We start from the raw sequence: 19,043 nt of genomic DNA, 5'->3' as shown, positions 1-19,043 counted from the left end.
CATGCGCGTGCGCACTCCTGATCCTGCGCCGCAAGACGGCGGGTCAGGTCTCGGCCTTCGCTCTCGTCGCGATCATCACCAGCGCCGCCGGAATCGTGTCGACGCTCACGTTCGCGTCCATCATCGTCGCCATCGTGCTGATCCTCATCACCGCTGTTCTGGCGGGGGTGGGCACGCGGCTGATCGCGATCGTCGGCGTCGGAAGCATCGCGGCGTGGGCGGTGTTCGGCACGCTCATCACCGAGCGCCTCGACAAGCAGGCGACGGCGACGTCGAACATCCCCGACGACCTCCGCTGGCTGCCGCAGACGATCGCGTATCGCGTCGTCCTGTGGAACACCGAGGGGATCCCGAGCTGGCTGGAGCGGCCGATCACGGGCTGGGGGCAGGGCGTGTACAGGGATTCCTTGGGGTGGGTCTTCAAGCCCCGTGCTCTCATGTGGCCGTCGCCCGAGTCGGAGTGGATCAAGGCTCTCGTCGCGAGCGGTTTGATCGGACTCATCGCGTTGTTGCTGTTCCTCGTGGTCATGCTGGGGACGATGATCGCGGCGCAGCGCGGTGTTCTCGGCAGAATCGCCGCGCCCGCAGTGATCGTGATGATCGGATTCTTGGTCGTGTCGGCGATCGCCCCCTACTTCACCGGTCAGGGAGCCCCCATGGTCCTCTGGCCTCTCGTCGGCGCGCTCATGTGGTCGATCGGAACGAAAGCGGAGTCGCAGCGCAGCGACGCCATCGGAAGCGGCCTGGCTTTTTCCCCGCGGTGAGCCTCGTGGCATCCGCCCCGTCCTCTCATTCCCAGCGGACCACGCCCGTGGGGATCGGGCGGAGGCTCCGGCGGGCGGCGCTCGTCCTCCTCGGGGTGCTGCTCGTGCCCATCATCGCTGGTCTGCCCGTGTATGTCTGGCCACCGCAGTCGCCCCCGGAGGAGGCGGATTACGCGCTTGTCCTCGGCCCGCCCAATCCGCCGCGAGTGCACGCTGCAGAGCGGCTTCTCCGACAAGGGCTGATCGGCGAGGTCGTGCTCTCGGTGTCCCCCGACGGGCCGGAATCCGCGGCGCAGTATCCGGCCTGTCAGGACGATCGGGCGCGGTGCCTCGTGCCCGATCCCTTCACCACCAAGGGGGAGGCCCGTCTGGCGGAGACGTTGGCCGTGGGTGCCGAAGAGCCGCGCATCATCGTCGTCACCTTCACCCCGCAGGTCGCGCGTGCACGATACATCTTCGACCGGTGCTACGGCGGCCAGGTCCAGGTCATCGGCGTCGATGAGAATCTCGGACTCTGGGATTGGGCCTATCAGTACGCCTATCAGACGACCGCGTTCGTCAAGGCGTGGATGACCCCTTGCGCCTGAACGAGAGCGTCAGGACACCTGGAGCCAGGTCGTGCCGTTCCACGCCAGGCGGAACTGTTGGCCCGGCGTGAGGACGACGTCGTTGCCGGACAGTGTTGTCACGTTGTATGTCGCGTCCCCGTTGCGGATGGTGAGGTTCTTGTTCGGCGACTGATTGATCAGGAGAACCTGTTGGCCGGGCAGGCGACCATCCTTCATGACGAAGAGGTTGCTGAAGAACTCGACGTTGAAGAAGACCAGCACGGAGCTCGATGCCGCGCGCACGATCGCCTGAGAGATGTAGTTCGCGCCATGCGGTTCGGCCGTCGTCGTGCTCGTGTTCCACAGGTACGCTGCCGCCGACGTGGCGACGGAGCCCTCGTAGGCGATCCAGTCGAGTATCGACGCGGGGTCGATCGAGGTGCAGTTGGCGATCGGACCGTAGGGCGACGTTCCGGGGGCGAAATCGAATGTGACACCGGTGAGTACGAATCGCGAAAATGCGGTGTTGTTCGCGCCGCGGGCGAAGTACTGATGGCGTTGCGCGTTGGCCGATGACCCGTAGCGTACGGCCGCTCCCTGGATGCGCGTGACGGACGCCACACTGCTGGAGACGCTGAGGAGGCCCGTGCCGGCGGTGTTGGCGCTGTAGTCGAACATCCAGGATTGGCCGGAGATGACGGCGGCATTCGCGGTGACGACAGCATTGCCGTTCGGGAGACTGCTCGGCGCGATGTACGCGAGGTCGTTCACGATGAGGTTGACGTTCTTGCAGTAGAGAACGCGCGCGCAGTTCTCGGCGACGAGACCGCTGATCATCGTCGGGCGATTCTCGTTCAGGTTGACGGTCGCGTTGATCGCATTCTTTCGCGCGTCTCGAACCGTCAGATCCGCGATGACATGGCCCCAGCTGTCGGTATTCGAGTCTTCGGTGTAGACGAGGAGTCCCTCATCGGTGCCGAGGGTCTCGCAGCCCGTGACGATGTGCTGGCGCCCGCGGAGTCCGAAGCCGGCCGGGGCGGACCCGACCGCGGTGCAGGCACGGAATTCGATGCCCTGCGAAGCCGAATGAGTGTCCCACGTGATCCCCGAGGTGCCGTGGCCGTGTGAGTCGACGATCTTCGTCTTGAAGGTGCGGCCGTAGGCGCCGACCGTTCCGTCGCCGGCGTTCAGTCGCGGTGTGTCGTCCGTGTATGCGTGTCGCACGTTGTGCGCGATGAGTCCGCGGATCGTCCCGTATGCGCAGCAGTTGTCGAGCACCCCGTATCCGAAGCGCGACGCGTTCGGATCGTTCGGCCCGTATCCGAGGAAACAGTCACGGAGCGTGTAGCCGTAGCAGCCGAGCAGCTGGATCATCTGCGACGGGGCGAGACCGATCTGCAGGTTGTCGATGATCGGCGCGTACAGGTCCTGCAGATAGACGGTGGAATTCGACCAGGAGTCGACCCCGCTCGCGGCCGTGTTCACCTTTCCGCCACGAAGCCGGAAGCTCTGCTTCCGGAGGCGCGACACCCGCAGATTGGTGGTGAACGGGTCGGTGAGATCCTCGCCGTCGACGGTCACCGTGGTTCCGCTGACCGACCGCACGACGAGGTACTGTCCGACGCGGGAGGCGAGCCCGCCGGATCCGGGTCGTGCGCCCTCGATCGAGTCGTCGGCGATGAGCTTGATCACATCCCCGCGAACCCAGGGCGGCGAGGTGTTGAGACTTATCTGATAGTTCCGGAGCGTCCGGTTGTCGATCGTCTGCGTTCCCGGTGTGAAGGATTGCACGGGGAAGATGTCTTCGTAGGCCCCACGGACGTCGAGGAACCCCGTGGGTGGGGTGCCGTTGCTCGCAGCGACGAGCGTGAATTCCGCGCCCTCGAGGATGAGCGTCATGTCCTTTCGGATCTCGAGTCGCGTATCGAGGTTGTATTGCCCGGGTGGGATGATCAATGTCCCGCCGTTGGGCGTCGCATTGATGGCACGGGTGAGCCCGAGCGAACTGGATGCCGAGCCGTCCGGGAATATGCCATCGAAACGTCCGGGAGCGGCGACGACGACGGCGCTTTCGATCTGGGTCGCCGACAATGCGCCCACGTCCGCCGCCCCCAGTGTGACGTCGCCGGTTTTTCCATTCACCGAGGTCACCGGATCGGCTGCATGGGACGGGGTGGCGGAAGAAACCGCTGCTACGAGTCCTCCGGCGATTCCGGCCACGGACGCGCCGAGAAGGCCCCGTCGAGAATGGGCTGCCTCTGCGGGGGGAGTAGAAGACATGGAACCTCTATTCGTCGGTGGGTAGAGGCTATCTGTAAAGGAGTGCCGGAGAAAAGCACTCGCAAATTAGCGATATGTAAACATCGCTTTTTCGAGCATTGCCAGGCTTGACGAGCGCGAGAAGTTGTGCAGCCAGCCGTCCAGGTCGACGGGGACGGTCAGCTCGGCGGCTCTGGCGACGGCCTCGGCGAGATCCGAGATGGAGTCGCTCGGCGCGAGCTGCCCGGTCAGCCCGGGCGCAATGGCGTCGGCGACACCCAGCGCGCGAGAGGTCGCCGCGCTGGGAACGCCATAGGCCCCCGCTTCGACGAAAACGTTGCCGAATCCCTCCGCATAGGAGGGGAGGAGGAGGACGGAACCGGGAGCGGCGTGATCGAACCAGCGGTCGACCCACCCGTGCATCGTCACGTTCACGCCCGCTTCGCGGGCGAGCTCTTCGACCCTCGACTGCAGGGGGCCGGCACCGAAATAGTCGATCCCGTCCACCTCCACGCCCAGTTCTCGGAGCCGAGTGGCCACGCGGATAGGGATCTCAGGTTGCTTCTGAGGCACCAGGCGTCCCGGGATCACCAGTCGCAGCGGACCACGGTCGGTCTGCTCCGCCCGCTCCTGCCGTGCACGCCTCGCGGCGTCGAGGTCGACCTTGCCCGCGGCGGGATTGGGGACGACCCAGACCCTCTCCGGCTTGAGGCCGTACGAAGCGATCGCCTCCGCGGCCACGGGGTGCGAGATGGCCACGTACGCGTCGGCCCGGCGATACAGGCGGTGCGCGAGGAAGAGCTCCGCGCGATAGGAACGCCCCATTCGTGCCGACAGGCCCGATTCGATGTTCCGGCCGCTGATGATCGTTCGCGGACGGGTGCCGCTCATAATCGAGGTGGCCAGCAGCGACAGCACGTTCCAGTGCGGCATGAGCGAGATGATGACCGCCGGCCGCGTCGCGGAGAGGATCGCCGCGAGCTCCCGGACCCGTGCGGGGAAGCTCGTGGATGCCATGGTCCGGAGCTCGAACGGAAGGTCCTCATCGGGCACCGCGGACTTGTGGGTTGCGATCACGAGGACCTCGCGACCGGACTCGGCCAGACCCCTCGCCCACTGGCCGGCGACGAACTCGGCTCCTCCTCCGGAGAGCCCGGGTACGAGGATGCAGATCTTGTCAGTCATTGTCGGTTCTTTCTTCGAGCCGCGGGAACCATTCTGGGAGCGAGCCTGCGGAGCCGCCCTGCGAGATCACGCGCGCAGGGATGCCACCGACGGTGACCCCGTCGGGGACATCGGTGGTCAGAACCGCGTTGGCGCCGATGGCAACCCCGTCCCCGACGGTGATTCCGCCGAACGCGACCGCGCCGGGCGCGATGTAGACGTGCGTGCCGATGGTGGGGACGCCGCCGTCGTGGACACCGATGTTCGTCCCGGAGTGGATGCGGCACCATGAGCCCACCCGGGCGCGGTCGTTCACGACGATGCTGCCCAGATGCGCCACCGACAACCCCGGGCCGAACACTCCCGGGGGGATCGAGATGCCCGTGATCACCGCTCGTCGCGCGAGACGCAAGCGGTGGAAGGCGTAGAGAACGCGACCGAGGATTCCCCGTTTCGTCTGCGCGTATTCGACCCGACGCAGAAGTCGTTGATAGGCCAGTTCGGGGTGCTTCGGGGCAAGGTAGAAGGACCAACGCTGGAGGCCGTGCGCGGTGAGGTCGTCGCGCAGGAACTCGCGGTAGTCCTGCCGGTTCTGGATCCGGCGCCACCCCGTCGGCGTGGGAGCCGTTGCGGGCGCACTCATGCCGACGCGAAGGTCTTGCGGGCCCATCGGTACTGCTCGCGAAGACCCTCCTCCAGCGTGAACTTCGGGGCCCACTGCAACGCGTCCGTGATGCGCTCCGTGCTGCCGCCGGTCCGGAAGACGTCGCCGGCGACCGGTTCGCGGTACTCCACGTTCACGGGCTCCGAGCAGATCTCCCGCAGGAGTTCGAGCACGCCGTTGACCGAGATGCTCGTGCCACCGGCCACGTTGAAGACCGAACCGGGGGTGCTCTCGATCGATGCGGCGCGCACATTGGCATCCACGACGTCGTGAACGAAAGTGAAGTCCCGGACCTGCTCGCCGGTGCCGTAGATGGTGATCGTGTCTCCCGTCACGATCGCCCGCAGGAAGCGCGTGAACGCCATGTCGGTGCGCTGGCCGGGTCCGTACACGGTGAAGTACCGCAGGGAGACGGTGGGAACGCCGAAGTTCTCGGCGTACAGGCTGCACAGGTGCTCGGCAGCGAGTTTCGACACCCCGTACGGGCTCATCGGCTGCGGACGATCGGTCTCCTCCGTGGGGTACCGTTCGGCGTTGCCGTAGACGGACGACGAGGAGGCGTAGACGAACCGCTCGAGGGAGGGCGTGTTGCGCGCGGCTTCCAGAAGCCGCTGCGTCGCGTTGATGTTGGCGAGCGTGTAGATGCCGAAGTCAGAGCCCCAGGACTTCCGCACCCCGGGCTGGCCCGCCTGGTGGAAGATCCACTGCACGCCGTCGAGCAGCGATTCGAGATCCGCGTCGTTCAGGTCCGCCTCGACGAACCGGAAACCCTCCGCCGGGATCGACGCCAGGTTGGCCCGCTTGATGGAGACGTCGTAGTAGTCGGTGATCGCGTCGATGCCGACGACTTCGTGCCCCTCGCTCAGGAGGCGCTTGGCGAGCGTGTGGCCGACGAAGCCGGCGACACCGGTGATGAGAGCTTTCATGCGCGGGATCCTTCTTGTTCACTGAGTCGGGGCAAGGCGAGCATGCGCTCCACGAGCGTGGGCGCGTCGAGTTCGGCGACGGCCGCGGTCACTTGCGCGCGGTCGATCGATTTCGCCCGCAGCAGCGCCGCCGCGAGATTCTCCGGGTCACGGTCGCAGGTGAAACCGGTGACGCCGTCGACGACGATGCCCCCGGTGTCGCTCCCTTCCGTCACCACGGCCGGCAGACCGGATGCCATCGCCTCGACGAGGACGCGGGGATATCCCTCGTATCCGGCGTAGGAGGTCATCAGGAAGAGATCCGCCTCCGACATTCTGCGGGCGACGTCTTCCGGCTTGACCCGGCCGTGGAGGTGCACACGCTCGCGGATGCCTTCGGGGAGGGTGGCCACGACCGCCGCCACCTCGTCGGCGAGGGTCCCGGACCCCAGCAGGTGCAGGCTCCACGGGGACTCGGGGTCGGCTTTCGCTACTGCCTCGAGGACCCGGACAGCCAGCTGCGGGTCCTTCGGGACTTCCAGGCGACCGACCCACAGAATGGCGTGGTCGTCCGCGTGGGGCCCGTTCGGGACGATCAGAGCGGGGTCGTACCACGTGGGGGAGAAGACGGCCCGATCATTCCAGCGCCGCACGATCTCCGTATACGCCTCGTTGAAGACGACGATCGCGGCCGCCTTCGTGACCACGCGCCGTTCGAGGCGCTGGTGGGCGCCGCCGAGGAAGCGCCAGAACGAATCGGAGGTGCGGCCGACCAGACCGTTCTCCTGAGTGTGGATGCAGTAGAGCTGCGGAGCGCGGAAGACGACGTCGAGGACGGCCGCGGTATCCATGCGGTGCACTTGCAGGACGCGGTGTCGCGGCAACGCGCGCCGGTGGCGGAGAAGACCCCCCACGACACGAACGGCGTGAGGAATACGGCGCGCCTGATCGGCGGGGTCCAGCACCGTCACGGGAAGGAACCAGAACTCCTGCACGCCCATTCGATGGCGCTCCCACTGCCCGACTCTGCGTCCGGCGGGGCCGCTGCCGGTGTCCACTCCGGCGACCGCGACGTGGTAGCCCTCGGGGATGTAGCGGCACACCCCCCGGAGGCAGGTGTCGATGCCTCCCGGAGACGGGCGGGCGGGATCGAACTGGTGCACGATCAGACGGTCGACCTGGGCGGGAGGTGGCGAGAAGTCCAGGAATGTCATGAACCGGGGGTCCTTTCGGTCAGGGCAGGGCGCACGCCTCTGCGGGCGGCGCGATCGAGGACTTCGGCATTGCGGTTCGGATCATCGAGATCGAGCTCGGCAGCCAGGTCTCGGCGGATGAGCGCGTCGGCGAGTTCGCGCTGGTGCTCGTCGACATGCTCGGAATGCCGCGCGGAGCGTGTTGCGAGAACGGGGTACTTGCCCCACTGGTACGCGAGGAGGACGGAGCCTACGCCGGCGTGGCTGATCACCACGTCTGCGCGTCGTACCTCGTCCGACATCTGCTCGTACTGCAGGTCTGCGGATGCACGACCGGGCAGGCCGGGCCGGGCGGGCGTGACGCCGAGTTGCCAGACGACCTCGTCCGTCGGCCTCAGAGCAGGAAGGACCGCGGCGATCGCACGGTCGAACGTGTAGGGACGGATGGTGCCGAGCGTGACGAGGACCCCCCGGGGGCGGTCGGCCGGGTCGTGCGGCATCGACTCCCAGCCGTCGAGGATCGTTCCCTCGTACGCCCATCGGCTGGACGCCCACGCGGGGGACTGCGTGAGCGTTCGCACTCGAGGGGCGACGTGCATGATCCGGCCCGTCAGCGACGGACCCTGGAACCGGGCGACACTCTCGACGTAGAAGGACGGGACCCCGGACAGTGCGACCAAGGGCAGAGCCAGGCCCGCCACGGCGGAACCCGTGCTGATGCAGGCGTCGAAACGCTCCCCCTTCAGCAGCGCCGACACGTGACGGGCTGCCCGTGCGCTGGCGACCAGATCGCGAGGCGCGACGTAGGGGACATACGTCTGCTTCCTGCCCTCGAGCAGCGACCGCGTCTGCGCAGTATCGAAGGTCACCCAGCGGGAATCGTCTGAGGAATGCAGCCGGGAATCGATCGCCACGGCCTCCGCAATATGACCCCCGGAGGCGGCGATCCAGAGGATCTTCGATTGGCGGGGCAGAGAGTCAAAGATCGGAGGCTCCCGTGGGTTTGGATCGGCGTGTGGAGGCGTGTCCGATCATGTAGACCCGCCCCCGGTGCAACTCACGCTATCCGGCTCGGCTCACCGAAGGAGTCGCGTAACAGTATTTTTACTTTCCGTGCGATGAACGAAACCGTCTAATTGCGTGCCGGGGGCGTCGAACCCGCGGTGAGAAATCGAGCGATCGATTCGACTGCGCGGGAGATTGCGTCGTATGACTCCCGGTACACGGAGTCGGGTTGACGGAACGGGTCGGTGATGTCCAGGTCTTCGTTCTCGGCCGGGGGCGGAATCGTTCCGCGTACTCGGGCAGAGAATGCGACGAGACTCGTGAGGCGATCTTCGTCCGAGGAGTTCTCGTCGCCAGCGGGCGTCGTGCCCGCTTCGGCGGCGAAATGGTCGGCGATCCGAGCGAATTCTCGGAGGGTGAAGGTTCGCCGCAGGGCGGCCGGGCTCGTGGACACCACGGCCTTTCGGTGCTCACGAGTCAGGGCCAAGATCAGGCCGGCCTCCTGCACGTCCGATTCGAGCATCTGGCGGCCTCGATGTTCCGACAGGTCGATACCCATCTCCCGGGCGAGTCGCTGGCCCGGCTCCGGGACCGGCTCACCGACGAGGGCGCCCGTTCCGGCGCTCGTGACGCGCACGTCCAGGTCCTTGAGGTACCGCTCGAGATCGACCTCGGCGAAGGGCGACCGACAGACGTTCCCCGTGCAGACCGTGAGGATCGTGAACGTCACTCGTCTTCCGCCCCTCGCTCGCGTCGGGACCGGCGGGAACCGGGCTCGTCACGAACGAGGTCTTTGTTGGTCCCCGCGGACGCATAGGCATACGAGCCGTAACCGGTACTGTCCGGTCCCTTGGCGGGAAGCATGGTGACGATGACACCGAAGAGCCGGCTGCCGATCGCATCCAGGCGTTCGACCGCGGCGGCGAAGTTCGGGCGCTTGGTGGAACCGGAAGCCGCGATCAGGATGACGCCGCTCGCGAACCGGGACACGACCGCGGCATCCGTGACGAGCAGGAGCGGAGGGGCGTCGATGATGACGTAATCGAAGGCCTTCGAGAGGGCTTCGAGCGTGCGCTGCATGGCCTGGCTTCCGAGCATCTCGGAGGGATTGGGGGGAGTCTGGCCGGACGGGAGCACGAACAGCCTGCCGGTACCCCACTGCTGGAGCACGTCCACGAGCTCCGCCCTGCCGATGAGGACGTCCGTCAGACCCACGCTGCCCTCGATGCCCATGTATTCAGCCACGCGGGGGAGACGAAGGTCGCCGTCCACCAGGGCGACTCTTGCGCCCGTCTCGGCGAGCGCGATGGCGAGGTTCGCCGCTGTGGTCGACTTTCCCTCGGCCGGTCCCGCGCTGGAGATGACGAACATGCGCGACTCGCCGTCCACGTCGACGAACTGCAGGTTCGTGCGGAGGCTGCGGAACGACTCCGCCCGCGGATTCCGTGGGTCGGCATGCACGATGAGCGGGCGCTTCTTGGCTTCGGGGTCGAAGGCGATACCGCCGAGGACGGGCTTGTCGGTTGCCGACTGGATGTCGTGCAGCGAGTGGATCCGGGTGTCGAGCACCGTCCGGAGCACCGCGATACCCAGACCGAGGGCGAGGCCGATGAGGAGACCGAGGCCGACGTTGAGCGGAATCCGCGGAGTCGAGGGCGAGGTGGGAACGAGGGCGGGCTCGATCGTCTCGATACGGACCAGGCTCGGGGAATCGCCCGAGGGCTTTGCGAGCTGATTGACGACGACATCCGTGAAGTTGGTGCCCACGGAATTCGCGATGGCAGCGGCGAGTTCCGGGTCGGAATTGGTCGTCGTGATCGAGATGACGACCGAATTGACCGGAGTGGAGGCGTTGATCGACTTCGCGAGCGTCTGCGGAGTGACGTTCAGGTTCAGATCGTCGATGACGCGGTCGAGGACGACGGCGCTATCCACCACGTCCACGAAGCTCGCGACGGCCTGGCGGGCGAAGTTCGTCCCCTGTGCGAGTTCGCTGACTCCGGATGTGTCCGTCCGGACGGAGACATAAAGCTGTGTCGTTGCCTCATATGACGGAGTCTGCAGAAGTGACAGGCCGTATGCGCCCGCTCCTCCCAGGACCGTCAGAGACAGGAGCAGAATCCAGTTCCGGTGCAGGATCCGGAGGTAATCGCGCAGTTCCAAGCCTCGTCCATTCGCTGATGGGGAATTGGTGCCGTGTACTACAGGTGTGCAGGTCAACATCGAGCGGTATCCTCATGGAAATCCACGTCGTCAACTGCGGCCCTTTCAACTACCCTACGTCATCCGCGGATACGTGCCCTTCTGGGCTACCTGGAGTGCCAATGAAGGATCTGTCCACCCTGTTCGCCGAGTCCGACCGAAAGCCGGCCGGATCGAGTTCGGCGGGTGCCCTGCGTGATCTCGTCGGTCCGCGGGAGGAGAACGCGCCGTCCCGCATCCCGACTCGCTCGCGCGAGTTGAACGATCTCTTCGGCGTGGAGCTCGGCGCGGCTGATGCATCCGGCGGAGCGTCTTCGCCCGCGGACACGGCGCCCGCTCCTGCCGGGGCGGCATCCGAAGATACGGGGCGGCTGGCCGAGCTCGTGGGCACGGCCGACAAGGCGCGGCGCATCCCTCGTGCGTCCGCGGGGCCCGAGTGGCTCTCACCCGACCAGGCCACCGCGGGGCGTCGTCCACTCCTCGACGCGACGCGGCGCGGCAGGGTGGGGAACTGGCTGAGTGTCGGTCTGGCGGTGCTGGCTGCCGTCGCCCTCGTTGCCGTCGTCGGTCTCGCGGTGGTTCAGCGGGCGACCTCGAACCCTGCGGTGGAGGCGATGGTCAGTCTTCGCGAACGGGAAGCGGAGCTCAACAACGATCTCCAGACATTGCGGACGGCGGCGGGGTTCTACGACGATGCCGTCGCCGAGGCGATCAGGCTGAGCGAGCTGGCCACCCCGGTGTTCGCCTCCCTCGAGGGGCAGATGGACGCGGGTCCGCTGCAGGCCGCGGAGGCCCAACGTGTGCGCCTGGCGTCGGCAGTCGTGAACCCGCAGAAGGTCACGATTCCCGAGTACGAGCGACCCAGGATCAACGAATCGTCCCTGGCTTCGGTGGGGAAGGGGTTGGATGCCGTCCGCAAGGTCCGCGACGGTATCCCGGCTCTCCTCGCCGAGGTTCGGGACGCCCGGTCGTCGCTCGCCCAAGTCCTCAGCGATTTCCGGACTTCGCTCCGCGCCATGGGTGCCAATATCGAGTCCGTCGCCGCATCTCAGATCGAGCCCAACGACTCCGCCGATGAAGGCTTCCGCGCGGCCGTGCAGGACGCCGTGAACGGGCTGCGGCAAGCGCAGCTGGGCGGGAGTGATGGACTGGCCGAGATGTCCACCTACTCCGCGGCGCTGAGCACCCTGCGAGCCGAGAACGCCAGGGTTCGCGAGGAACTGGGGGTTTCATCCCCGCCCACGACGGGCACGCGGTCCGCGGGCAGCTCGAGGGGAGGCCAGACGACCACGCCGCCTGCGACTCCCGGTAACGGGCAGGATCCCGGCGGGCAGGGTGGCGAGGGCGCCACTCCTGATCCGGGCGGTTCCTCGGGTGGCTCGACCCCGCAGCCGAGCCCGAGCGATTCTTCTCCGGGGCTCCCGGTGGACCCGACCACGCCGCCGGTGGACGGACTTCCGACGCCCGGCGCCACGGGGTGAGAGAAGCCGATCCGACCGGGGTCAGTCGTTCGGAAACGGTGGAAAGGTGCAGGATGGCGCGGACGGTGCGGTGCGCGCGGTGGCGATGTTCACGTCGGGCCCGTCGAGGGCCAGCGGTTCGCCGCCGAACGTCACTCCGTTCGCCGCGATTTCGGCATTGGACGACCGCACCCGGGCTGCATCGACCTGGACATTCGACATCGTCAGCACGAGCGGATGGTCGCCGTCGAGGCCGTTCAGGCGGGTCACCGCGCCGGGCGGCGAGTTGACGGCTGCGAGACCGTCGATCGAGATGCCCGTGAACCACGGGGTCGTCTTGCCCTCCATATCGAAATAGAACGGATCGATGTCGATGGGGCGCTGGACCTGGTCGATGCAGGTGTCCTTGTAGTGCACCTGCTCCACCTTTCCTCCGAATCGGGTTGCGCTCTTGATGCGGATGCCGACGGAGGTCTCGCTCGCCATCCCGAAGGCGTCCACCCCTGTGATCGTGTTGCCGCGGATGACGACGTCGTCCACCCCGCCCGCGGTGAGCGCGCCGATCGAGAGCCCATGCGTCCCGTAGAGGTGGTTTCCGAACACGCTGACGTGTGCCGTCCGCTGGGTCGACGCTTTGATCCCGATGCCGTCGTCGCCGGCCGAGATGAACGAGTTCGCGATGGTGACGTTCGTCGTTCCATCCACATCGATTCCGTCCGTGTTGCGGGCGGTCGCGGGGGTCCGAACGCGGACCCCCCAGGCGGTGAAGCCGTCCCCGTGCGAGGCATAGACGTGGTATCCGGCGGCGCTTCGCAGCTCGATGTCCGAGATGACGACGTTGTCGGCTCCGTCGGTTTGCAGGAGTCGAGGAACGTTCTGGAATCCGCCGTCGCGAGCGACCTCCGCGATGTCCCACCAGGACTCGGTGCTGCCCCACATCTGCATTCCGCCGCGCCCGTCGATCCGACCGAGAGAGCCGTTCGCTGAGGGAATCGACTGGACTCCGACATTGCGGGCGGACGAAGTGAGGAACGGGCGGCAACCTCGTCCGGATTCGGCCACGGATCCGCACGTCGTTGCGCCCGCGATCTGGTAGTCACCGGGCTTTCGCGATGCGTACAGGGTGACGTTCGAATCCAGCACGAGCGAGACACCCTGAGGGATCGTCAGTGGTGCGCTGAGGAAGTCGTGACCGCTGGTGGATGCCACCAGCTTGACCGCGACGATGGCGTCCCCGTCCTGTGTGCACGCGTCCAGTGCCTGCTGCAGACGTGTCGTGTCGGGCGGTGCGGCCTCCTGGGCATCGGCCGCCACGCCTGCGGGCATGTCTAGTCGAGCTGAGACCGTCGCGCACGTGGTCTTCGGAAGCTGAGGTCGGCTGACCGAGCGCCGGTCCCCGGGGCCGGGACCCGACTCGGTGGACACGGGAGTGGGCGTTGCGGACTGCGTCGGCAGTGGTTCGGGCACGCACCCGCAGGCCACGAGCGCGACGACGACGATCATCGCCCCGAACGCCGCCCACATCCTCACCGTTCGAGTATGACGGGGCCGCCTGGGGGACATCCCTGCGTTCGTGAGGCGAATGCTGCAGCGTTGTCCAGGGCGTTCCGTCGCTGCGCGCCCGTTGTCACAATGAGATCCGCACTCACCAACGGGGTCGGATGCGGGAAAGAAGGGGAGGCCGCCATGGGCGTGGACGACATCATCAACAAGGGCAAGCAGCTTCTCGAGGAGAATCGCGACAAGATCGAAGAGGCGCTGAAGAGCGAGCAGGCCGAGGAGGTCAGCGACAAGATCCTCGACGGCGCTGCCGACGCGATCAAGAAGGTCGTCCCGGCCGAGCACCACGCCAAGGTCGACGAGGTGCGCGCGAACGTCGACAAGAACATCGGCAACGCCTGACCGTTCTCCTCTTTCACACGGCGCCGTCCCCGGGAATCGGGGGCGGCGCCGCCGCGTTGGAGATCGAGCGCTGAGGATATGCCGCGCGCGACACGCCCGGGTTTGCGACACGCCCGAGTGCCCCGTAGACTATCCAGGTTCCACATTCCGGCGTGCGCTCGGCGCGCGCCAGGATCACTGCCAGGGCAGTGCACAGGCGGCGCGTGAGCGCAGGGTCCTGGGCCGCGGGCAGCAGAACACACACCGAAACCCCTTCCTCCTTCACGGGAGCCGCGCGCGTGCGTGCGAGGGGCGGGCCGGATGCCATGGCATCCGGTTTGACAGCTGAACAGCGGTGCAGCATCTCTCGCGCGAGCGAGGGGAAGTGCCAGGGCGCGAGAGCGCCACCGTGCGTCCGATGCCCTTGGTCGGGTAAGACGCGAGAAAGAGAGTGAGCAGACAATGGCGGGACAGAAGATCCGCATTCGCCTGAAGTCGTACGACCACGCCGGACTGGACTCGTCCGCGCGCAAGATCGTCGACACCGTGACCCGTGCCGGCGCCACCGTGGTGGGCCCGGTTCCCCTGCCGACCGAGAAGAACGTCGTGTGCGTCATCCGGTCGCCCCACAAGTACAAGGACAGCCGCGAGCACTTCGAGATGCGCACCCACAAGCGCCTCATCGACATCATCGACCCGACGCCCAAGGCCGTCGACTCGCTGATGCGCCTCGACCTCCCGGCCGATGTCAACATCGAGATCAAGCTCTGAGGTTCGACATGGCTGACATCAACTCCAAGATCTCCAAGGGCCTCCTCGGCACCAAGCTCGGCATGACCCAGGTGTGGGACGAGAACGGCAAGCTCGTTCCCGTCACCGTCATCGAGGTCGCTCCGAACGTCGTGACCCAGCTCCGCTCGGTCGAGAAGGACGGCTACAACGCCGTTCAGATCGGCTACGGCCAGATCGACCCCCGCAAGGTGAACAAGCCCCTGACGGCCCACTTCGAGGCCGCGGGCGTCACCCCGCGTCGTCACCTCACCGAGGTTCGTACCGCGGATGCCGCTGACTACTCGCTCGGTCAGGAGCTCACCGTGGACGGCCTGTTCGAGGCCGGCCAGCTGGTCGACGTCGTCGGCACCAGCAAGGGCAAGGGCACCGCCGGTGTCATGAAGCGTCACAACTTCAAGGGTGTCTCCGCTTCGCACGGTGCACACCGCAACCACCGCAAGCCCGGTTCGATCGGCGCCTCGTCGACCCCGAGCCGCGTCTTCAAGGGCATGCGCATGGCCGGCCGTATGGGTGGCGAGCGCGTGACCGTCCTCAACCTCACGGTGCACGCCGTCGACGCCGAGAAGGGTCTGCTGCTCGTCAAGGGCGCCGTCCCCGGTGCGCGCGGCCGCATCGTCTACGTCCGCAACGCAGTGAAGGGTGCCTGATCTCATGGCTGACTCGACTCTCGCGCTCGACGTTCGCAAGTCCGACGGCAAGAAGGCCGGCTCCGTGGAGCTGCCCGCCGCGATCTTCGACGTCAAGACGAACATCCCGCTGATCCACCAGGTCGTCGTCGCCCAGCGCGCCGCCGCCCGTCAGGGCACGCACTCGACCAAGCGTCGTGGCGAGGTCTCCGGTGCCGGTCGCAAGCCCTTCAAGCAGAAGGGCACGGGTAACGCCCGTCAGGGTTCGATCCGCGCGCCGCACATGACCGGTGGTGGCATCGTCCACGGCCCGAAGCCGCGTGACTACGGCCAGCGCACCCCCAAGAAGATGATCGCCGCGGCCCTCCTGGGCGCGCTGAGCGACCGTGCTCGTGGCGAGCGTCTCCACGTCGTGGAGTCCTTCGGCATCGAGGGTGCCCCGTCGACCAAGGCTGCCGCCGCGGTCCTGACCGCATTCGGCGCCGTCAAGAACGTCCTCGTGGTCATCGACCGCGACGACGAGCTGACGGTCAAGAGCGTGCGCAACCTCGCGTACGTGCACGTGCTGCCCTTCGGCCAGCTCAACGCCTACGACGTGCTCGTCTCCGACGACATCGTCTTCACCAAGGCCGCCTACGACGCGTTCGTCGCGTCGAAGTCCGGCGCCACCGAGGAGGTCTCGGCATGACCGCCGTCAACAAGGACCCGCGCGACATCATCCTGAAGCCGGTCGTCTCGGAGAAGAGCTACTCGCTCATCGACGAGGGCAAGTACACGTTCCTGGTGGACCCCCGTGCCTCCAAGACCGAGATCAAGCTCGCGATCGAGAAGATCTTCGGCGTCAAGGTGGCCTCGGTCAACACGATCAACCGCGTGGGCAAGGCCCGTCGCACCCGCTTCGGCATCGGCAAGCGCAAGGACACCAAGCGCGCGATCGTCAGCCTCAAGTCGGGCACCATCGACATCTTCACGGCAGTCGGCTGACGGTCGGGATAGAGGACAAGAACAATGGCTATTCGCAAGTACAAGCCCACGACGCCCGGTCGCCGCGGCTCGTCGGTGGCCGACTTCGCAGAGATCACGCGATCGACGCCCGAGAAGTCGCTGCTGCGCCCGCTGTCGAAGACCGGTGGCCGCAACAACCAGGGCCGCATCACGACGCGTCACATCGGTGGCGGTCACAAGCGCCAGTACCGTCTGATCGACTTCCGTCGTAACGACAAGGACGGCATCGACGCCAAGGTCGCTCACATCGAGTACGACCCCAACCGCACCGCGCGCATCGCGCTCCTGCACTACAAGGACGGCGAGAAGCGTTACATCCTCGCCCCCAACAAGCTGCAGCAGGGCGACATCGTCGAGTCCGGCGCCGGCGCCGACATCAAGCCCGGCAACAACCTGCCGCTGCGCAACATCCCCACCGGTACCGTGATCCACGCGATCGAGCTGCGTCCCGGCGGAGGAGCGAAGATGGCCCGTTCGGCCGGCGCCTCGGTGCGTCTGGTCGCGAAGGACGGTCCCTACGCCCAGCTGCGTCTGCCCTCGGGCGAGATCCGCAACGTCGACGTGCGCTGCCGCGCCACGATCGGCGAGGTCGGCAACGCCGAGCAGTCGAACATCAACTGGGGCAAGGCCGGCCGCAAGCGCTGGAAGGGTGTCCGTCCCACCGTCCGTGGTGTCGCCATGAACCCGGTCGACCACCCGCACGGTGGTGGTGAGGGCAAGACGTCCGGTGGTCGTCACCCCGTTTCGCCGTGGGGTAAGGCCGAGGGCCGCACCCGCCACGCGAACAAGGAAAGCGACAAGCTGATCGTCCGCCGTCGCACCGCCGGCAAGAAGCGTAAGTAGGAGTAGAGGAAGATGCCTCGCAGCCTTAAGAAGGGCCCCTTCGTCGACGAGCACCTGCTTCGCAAGGTCGTCTCGCAGAACGAAGCCGGCACCAAGAACGTCATCAAGACCTGGTCGCGCCGTTCGATGATCATCCCCGCCATGCTGGGACACACCATCGCCGTGCACGACGGTCGCAAGCACATCCCCGTGTTCGTGACCGAGACCATGGTCGGCCACAAGCTGGGCGAGTTCTCGCCCACCCGCACCTTCCGCGGCCACGTGAAGGACGACAAGAAGGGCCGCCGCCGCTGACGCGGGGGCGTAAGAGGAGAGAGAAATGGTGGAGTCCATCGCACGCGTGCGACACATCCGCGTGACCCCTCAGAAGGCTCGTCGTGTCGTCGCTCTCATCAAGGGAAAGCAGGCCGAAGAGGCCCTTGCGATCCTGAAGTTCGCGCCGCAGAGCGCGAGCGAGCCGATCTACAAGCTCGTCGCCTCGGCGATCGCGAACGCTCGCGTCACCGCCGACAAGACGAACGAGTACCTGGATGACGCCGACCTGTACGTGAAGAACGCGTACGTCGACGAGGGCACGACGCTCAAGCGTTTCCAGCCCCGCGCACAGGGTCGCGCCTCCAGATCAAGAAGCGCACGAGCCACATCACGGTCGTGCTCGCGACGCCGGAAGACGCTGCTGCGGCCCCGGCTCGCGCCAACAAGAAGGCGAGCAAGTAATGGGACAGAAGGTCAACCCGTACGGCTTCCGCCTCGGCATCACCACCGACCACGTGTCGCGGTGGTTCTCCGACTCGACGAAGCCCGGACAGCGCTACGCCGACTACCTCGCCGAGGACATCAAGATCCGTCGCCTGCTGACCACCTCGCTCGACCGCGCGGGCGTCAGCAACATCGAGATCGAGCGCACGCGTGACCGCGTCCGTGTCGACATCCACACCGCCCGCCCGGGCATCGTGATCGGTCGCCGCGGCGCCGAGGCCGAGCGCATCCGCGCCGACCTCGAGAAGCTCACCGGCAAGCAGATCCAGCTCAACATCCTCGAGGTCAAGAACCCCGAGGCCGACGCTCAGCTCGTCGCGCAGGGTGTCGCCGAGCAGCTCTCCGCCCGCGTGGCCTTCCGCCGCGCGATGCGCAAGGGTCTGCAGGGTGCGCAGCGCGCCGGCGCCAAGGGTGTTCGCATCCAGGTGTCCGGCCGTCTCGGCGGCGCGGAGATGAGCCGGTCGGAGTTCTACCGCGAAGGCCGTGTGCCCCTGCACACGCTCCGCGCGAACATCGACTACGGCTTCTACGAGGCCAAGACGACCTTCGGTCGCATCGGCGTGAAGGTCTGGATCTACAAGGGCGACCTCACCAACAAGGAGCTCGCTCGCGAGCAGGCCAACGCGCCCAAGTCGCGCGGTCGTGACGACCGCGGTGGCGACCGTCGTCGTGGCCCGCGCCGCGGCGGCCAAGGACGCGGGCGTCGTGCTCGTGCCCGAGGACCGCCAGCGTCAGGGCATCCAGCCCGGCTGGTCGATCGGCCGCACCGTCGGGCTCCCGGTGCTGCGGCAGATCTCCCGCTGGGGCGTCGTTTCGCCGGGCCGTGAGCGCGCGGCCGCCGACGACGTCATCGACGCGTACGGCGTCGTCGCGCCGTCCGCCGACACGCGCGTCGACGACCTCTCCGGCGGCAACCAGCAGAAGGTCGTCGTGGGGCGGTGGCTCCGTACCGGACCGCGCCTCGCCGTGCGGA

The 19,043-nt window shown here is 66.9% G+C and carries 20 protein-coding genes and 2 pseudogenes; 13 read left to right on the top strand and 9 right to left on the bottom strand.

Annotation, left to right across the window (positions count from 1 at the left end):
• Both I5G_RS06090 and I5G_RS06085 read left to right on the top strand, forming a co-directional pair.
• Positions 1–764 (top strand): O-antigen ligase family protein (locus tag I5G_RS06090; RefSeq protein ID WP_026095685.1); only part of this gene is annotated, 764 nt, incomplete at its 5' end.
• 95 nt (positions 765–859) lie between these two features.
• Complete coding sequence (locus tag I5G_RS06085; RefSeq protein ID WP_187288807.1) at positions 860–1,351, top strand: ElyC/SanA/YdcF family protein; 492 nt, start codon at positions 860–862, stop codon at positions 1,349–1,351.
• A gap of 9 nt (positions 1,352–1,360) precedes the next feature.
• Here the strand turns inward: I5G_RS06085 and I5G_RS06080 are convergent, their stop codons facing one another.
• The 8 genes from I5G_RS06080 to I5G_RS06045 all read right to left on the bottom strand — a co-directional run bounded on the left by I5G_RS06080 (position 1,361) and on the right by I5G_RS06045 (position 10,725).
• Positions 1,361–3,454 (bottom strand): hypothetical protein, encoded by a 2,094-nt coding sequence (locus I5G_RS06080; protein ID WP_148286417.1) that lies wholly within the window; start codon positions 3,452–3,454, stop codon positions 1,361–1,363.
• A 204-nt stretch (positions 3,455–3,658) separates the two neighbouring features.
• Positions 3,659–4,756 carry a glycosyltransferase gene (locus I5G_RS06075; protein WP_022878271.1) on the bottom strand — a complete coding sequence of 366 codons (1,098 nt, stop codon included), beginning with the start codon at positions 4,754–4,756 and terminating at the stop codon, positions 3,659–3,661.
• On the bottom strand, positions 4,749–5,378 hold the full coding sequence (locus I5G_RS25190; RefSeq protein ID WP_148286416.1) for a serine O-acetyltransferase: 630 nt from the start codon (positions 5,376–5,378) through the stop codon (positions 4,749–4,751). Before I5G_RS25190 ends, I5G_RS06075 begins: the two co-directional genes overlap by 8 nt.
• A complete protein-coding gene (locus tag I5G_RS06065) occupies positions 5,375–6,325 on the bottom strand; it encodes an NAD-dependent epimerase/dehydratase family protein (protein ID WP_022878269.1) in 951 nt (316 codons plus the stop codon). The genes I5G_RS25190 and I5G_RS06065 overlap by 4 nt, the downstream gene beginning before the upstream one ends.
• Positions 6,322–7,518 carry a glycosyltransferase family 4 protein gene (locus tag I5G_RS06060; protein WP_022878268.1) on the bottom strand — a complete coding sequence of 399 codons (1,197 nt, stop codon included), beginning with the start codon at positions 7,516–7,518 and terminating at the stop codon, positions 6,322–6,324. The genes I5G_RS06065 and I5G_RS06060 overlap by 4 nt, the downstream gene beginning before the upstream one ends.
• The gene (locus I5G_RS20945) at positions 7,515–8,366 is read right to left on the bottom strand and encodes a glycosyltransferase (RefSeq protein ID WP_148286415.1); all 852 of its coding nucleotides are present in this window, start codon (positions 8,364–8,366) and stop codon (positions 7,515–7,517) included. Before I5G_RS20945 ends, I5G_RS06060 begins: the two co-directional genes overlap by 4 nt.
• Before the next feature lie 263 nt (positions 8,367–8,629).
• Complete coding sequence (locus tag I5G_RS06050) at positions 8,630–9,232, bottom strand: protein-tyrosine-phosphatase (protein ID WP_022878266.1); 603 nt, start codon at positions 9,230–9,232, stop codon at positions 8,630–8,632.
• Positions 9,229–10,725 (bottom strand): polysaccharide biosynthesis tyrosine autokinase, encoded by a 1,497-nt coding sequence (locus I5G_RS06045; RefSeq protein ID WP_239642502.1) that lies wholly within the window; start codon positions 10,723–10,725, stop codon positions 9,229–9,231. The genes I5G_RS06050 and I5G_RS06045 overlap by 4 nt, the downstream gene beginning before the upstream one ends.
• 101 nt (positions 10,726–10,826) lie before the next feature.
• Between I5G_RS06045 and I5G_RS06040 the strand changes: the two genes are divergently transcribed.
• Positions 10,827–12,185: a hypothetical protein gene (locus I5G_RS06040; protein ID WP_022878264.1), complete on the top strand. Its 1,359-nt coding sequence runs from the start codon at positions 10,827–10,829 to the stop codon at positions 12,183–12,185.
• Between the two features lie 21 nt (positions 12,186–12,206).
• Here the strand turns inward: I5G_RS06040 and I5G_RS06035 are convergent, their stop codons facing one another.
• The gene (locus I5G_RS06035; protein ID WP_187288806.1) at positions 12,207–13,478 is read right to left on the bottom strand and encodes a glycoside hydrolase family 28 protein; all 1,272 of its coding nucleotides are present in this window, start codon (positions 13,476–13,478) and stop codon (positions 12,207–12,209) included.
• Between the two features lie 372 nt (positions 13,479–13,850).
• Here I5G_RS06035 and I5G_RS06030 point away from each other — a divergent pair, with 372 nt between their 5' ends.
• The 10 genes and pseudogenes from I5G_RS06030 to I5G_RS20935 form a co-directional block, all read left to right on the top strand.
• Positions 13,851–14,066, top strand: a complete 216-nt coding sequence (locus I5G_RS06030) for a hypothetical protein (RefSeq protein WP_022878262.1) — start codon at positions 13,851–13,853, stop codon at positions 14,064–14,066.
• Positions 14,067–14,507: 441 nt separating this feature from the next.
• Positions 14,508–14,816, top strand: a complete 309-nt coding sequence (rpsJ, locus tag I5G_RS06025) for a 30S ribosomal protein S10 (RefSeq protein ID WP_013584016.1) — start codon at positions 14,508–14,510, stop codon at positions 14,814–14,816.
• A gap of 8 nt (positions 14,817–14,824) precedes the next feature.
• Positions 14,825–15,484 (top strand): 50S ribosomal protein L3, encoded by a 660-nt coding sequence (gene rplC, locus I5G_RS06020; RefSeq protein WP_022878261.1) that lies wholly within the window; start codon positions 14,825–14,827, stop codon positions 15,482–15,484.
• 4 nt (positions 15,485–15,488) lie between these two features.
• On the top strand, positions 15,489–16,151 hold the full coding sequence (gene rplD / locus I5G_RS06015; RefSeq protein WP_022878260.1) for a 50S ribosomal protein L4: 663 nt from the start codon (positions 15,489–15,491) through the stop codon (positions 16,149–16,151).
• Positions 16,148–16,447, top strand: coding sequence for a 50S ribosomal protein L23 (gene rplW, locus I5G_RS06010; protein WP_022878259.1), 300 nt, complete (start codon positions 16,148–16,150; stop codon positions 16,445–16,447). The genes rplD and rplW overlap by 4 nt, the downstream gene beginning before the upstream one ends.
• A gap of 24 nt (positions 16,448–16,471) precedes the next feature.
• Positions 16,472–17,311 (top strand): 50S ribosomal protein L2, encoded by an 840-nt coding sequence (gene rplB / locus I5G_RS06005; protein ID WP_022878258.1) that lies wholly within the window; start codon positions 16,472–16,474, stop codon positions 17,309–17,311.
• Positions 17,312–17,323: 12 nt separating this feature from the next.
• Complete coding sequence (gene rpsS / locus I5G_RS06000) at positions 17,324–17,605, top strand: 30S ribosomal protein S19 (protein ID WP_022878257.1); 282 nt, start codon at positions 17,324–17,326, stop codon at positions 17,603–17,605.
• A gap of 25 nt (positions 17,606–17,630) precedes the next feature.
• Positions 17,631–18,028: pseudogene (gene rplV / locus I5G_RS05995) on the top strand (50S ribosomal protein L22).
• Positions 18,028–18,897: a 30S ribosomal protein S3 gene (rpsC, locus tag I5G_RS20940; protein WP_022878255.1), complete on the top strand. Its 870-nt coding sequence runs from the start codon at positions 18,028–18,030 to the stop codon at positions 18,895–18,897. The pseudogene rplV and the gene rpsC overlap by 1 nt, the downstream one beginning before the upstream one ends.
• Positions 18,851–19,043: pseudogene (locus I5G_RS20935) on the top strand (sugar ABC transporter ATP-binding protein); the annotation flags it as partial. The gene rpsC and the pseudogene I5G_RS20935, both read left to right, overlap by 47 nt.

Origin of the sequence: Microbacterium sp. B19 (assembly GCF_000333395.1) — a bacterium.
GTDB lineage: Bacteria > Actinomycetota > Actinomycetes > Actinomycetales > Microbacteriaceae > Microbacterium.
The sequence above is the reverse complement of the archived record's forward strand: the minus strand, read 5'-3'. Positions and strand labels throughout refer to the sequence as shown.